This is a genomic window from Commensalibacter sp. A3DC (assembly GCF_047307945.1).
Lineage (GTDB): Bacteria > Pseudomonadota > Alphaproteobacteria > Acetobacterales > Acetobacteraceae > Commensalibacter > Commensalibacter melissae.
The window spans coordinates 1-3,037 of sequence record NZ_JAXOQA010000105.1; the positions used below are offsets into that span (position 1 = coordinate 1).

The 3,037-nt window shown below is 33.4% G+C and carries 3 protein-coding genes; 1 reads left to right on the forward strand and 2 read right to left on the reverse strand.

Going from position 1 to position 3,037, the window contains the following annotated elements:
* Positions 1-181: hypothetical protein (locus tag U0839_RS08610; protein WP_413550484.1), on the reverse strand; the 181-nt coding region annotated here is incomplete at its 3' end.
* 102 nt (positions 182-283) lie between these two features.
* On the reverse strand, positions 284-1,828 hold the full coding sequence (locus U0839_RS08615) for a hypothetical protein (RefSeq protein ID WP_155565846.1): 1,545 nt from the start codon (positions 1,826-1,828) through the stop codon (positions 284-286).
* A 279-nt stretch (positions 1,829-2,107) separates the two neighbouring features.
* Here U0839_RS08615 and U0839_RS08620 point away from each other — a divergent pair.
* A partial coding sequence (locus U0839_RS08620) for a hypothetical protein (protein WP_413550485.1) occupies positions 2,108-3,037 on the forward strand: 930 nt, incomplete at its 3' end.

Sequence of the window (3,037 nt, forward strand, 5' to 3'; positions counted from 1 at the left end):
CTATGACTTTCCTATAATATTCTATACGAGCATGTAAATTTGAAATACAATTTTTATAATGCTGTAATTGAGCAATTTGTAAATTCAATATTCTGAAGGTTAAATGATATTCATCAATAAGCCGGTTTTTTTTTTTAATTTCAGCCTTTAGATATTCAATATCATTTTCTTTTTTATACATAAATTACAACTGGCTAGTGAAAATAATGATCATAATAACAGAAAAGCTTACTATTTATAAAATAGCAAGCTTTTCGAAAAAACCAAATATAGATCTAGTCTTTTATTTTTTTACTGGATCATTGATATAAGTAAACTGTGTCCCTTTAAGATCCTTAACTGAAACACCTTGCAGAATCAATTGATGGTTACCAAGATCAAGAACAGCATTTCCTTTATCATCCTGATGTGCATTCTGAAGAATACGATCAACATCACTTCTATTAAATCCGTAGTTGAGGAATTCAACCATATTATTTTTGGATTTGGAGAAGTCGGTAATTAATGTCTTACCACCCTGATCTGTATCTTTAGTAAAGATAAACAAGTTGTTACCTTCACCACCGGTCAATGTATTTGAGCCAACACCACCAACCAGAGTATCATTACCAGCACCACCAACACCAAGTAGTTGCGTTGTAGCACCCTTGGTTGAATCAGAGTAAATCAAGAGATTCGAAGAAGATGTCGAACCATCCAATGTCTGGTTTCCACCACCGCCAGCGACAAGTAGAACTGGATTATTTGGATCATTAACATCTTTTGCTGTCAGGTGGAAGTTTAACCCATCCGCACCAAATATTTGAGTTTGTGTAGTTATATTCTGCCCACCAGTTAGGGTAACATTCGTATTGCCTGTACCATTGAAGAACTTGAAACTACCATTGATATTGAATGTGTTGTTAACACCATGAATTACATCAAAATTATCCGTAGAAGCTGTAATCGTGTTGTTTTGACCACCCAAAAATTCGTTACGGTTATGATTGTTATTATGACCATCATTAGAAGCGGCATTGAATGTAACATTGCCCGCGTTACCACCAATAACAGTACTGCCACCCCCAACAGTAATAACGTTATTGCTACTTACATCATTGATAAGACTATTGTCACCAATATTGATCAATGAATGACCGCCACGAATGGTAATAGAATTAAAACCACCATTAGGCGCGGTGATTGTATCCTGTCCATCCGAAGTAACCTGGTTATTACCTGTTCCCAAGGTTATCTTATTCTTGCCGGCACCCGCATTTATGACATTATTTCCTGAACCGGAGGCAATGGTATCATCTCCGTCACCGGTTGCTATTTGCCATCTACCACCCTCTTGATCGTTACCGATAAAATTGATTGGATGATCCTTGGATCCGCCAGCAAATTGCCCACTTTCCTTGCCCGCCTTATAAGTGACTTGACCATCAATCCCCGCCAATACACGAACGTACTGATTGGCGCTCATTGCTGAATTTACCGTTACGGGTTCATTTAGGAATCTAAAGTTATTTGCATCAAATTTATCATTGGCATCAAGTTTCTGTCCGTCCTTAATTAGCGTTCCAACGGTAATGAAATTAACGCCATCCTTAACGTTATAAACACCTCCGTTCCTGATAACGCCGTCAAATAAAAGATTTGATCGTGATGCTAATGGAGAAATATCATCCCCGTTATAAAAATTAGTAACATCAATATCTCTGTCAGTTTTATAATAATGACTTACAATATCATCTCTGATTTGATTAGCCAGTGCTAAGGCCTGAGAACCATCTACAGTCACAGCTATAGAAGAATCTGAACCACCTGGAACCGTTATAATTGCCATCTCTACTTTACTCTAAAATATCCAAATTATTATAATTTATCAAAATTAATTCTACTTTGTTAAAAAAGTAAAATATTACTTAAAAATTGTCAAATTTATTTTTTACTTGCAACATTGTATGTTGTAACAAAACACTAATGTTAAATCAAACTTAAAAACAAATCGTTTATTCAATTTTATGATAGGATTATGACCTTAAAATCATACTTTGTATACTTCAAATATACAATATTATTGTAACATAATTCATATAGTTAATCAATTCCAGGCTTATATATCATGATAAAAAATCAACCTTTACAAGAAAAAGAGACGAGTTCATTAAAAGATCTCTTAAAAAACGATAATGAGAATCTGTTTTTTCATATTCCCTTTCTAAAAAATGAAATTCATCACCATTATTCTATTCTCGTATGGTTGATAACAAACCTAAAACCAAAAAAAATTGCAATATTTGATAATGATATTGAAAGAATCATTCATAAGAATATATGCGAAATTATTGACAGTTTTGAACTATCCAGTCAATGTTTCAGTGAAAAACAAAAGAAAGAAAGCCCCTGTTCATATCCGAACACCTTGTTACCCATCAAACCTGATATTTCCGATTACGATTGTATTTTCATCAACAGTCTGAACCAATCCCTTAAAAAAGCACCCATTATAAATTCGCTATATGAAAAACTTCCTGAGAATACCACGATTGTTATTGATAATATCTTTAGCGATCATTCAATTGCCAAGGAAAACTCCTCGATCATAACAGCATGGCAGACACAATATCCCCATTTTGATTTTTATCATTATTCTGGACTGACCATTCTCTACACTGGTACAGCGGTTCCTTTTTCGTTAAAAAATCTCTTTGACCTCAGTTACTCACCTGTTCTGGCACAACGATTCCAAAAAAAATGTGCTTTTTTTGACCAATATTGGTCGATGTATAACTCACTGGATAAAAAAAACGAAGCATCAACGCCATCTCTATTTCTGGAATCAAAAATTGAACAAAATTTATTGGGCAGAAAACTTCAATATTCTGAAAAGGAAATTGCAAATCAAACCCAAAAAATCAGGGAAAAAAACAAGATATTAAAAGATTTAACCAATCAGGTTGCCAAAAATGGATGTAATAAAAAATTAATATCTATTAAAAATTTATATCCAAAAAGTATATCTGAAATAATCTATAGACAATTAAAAAGAAAA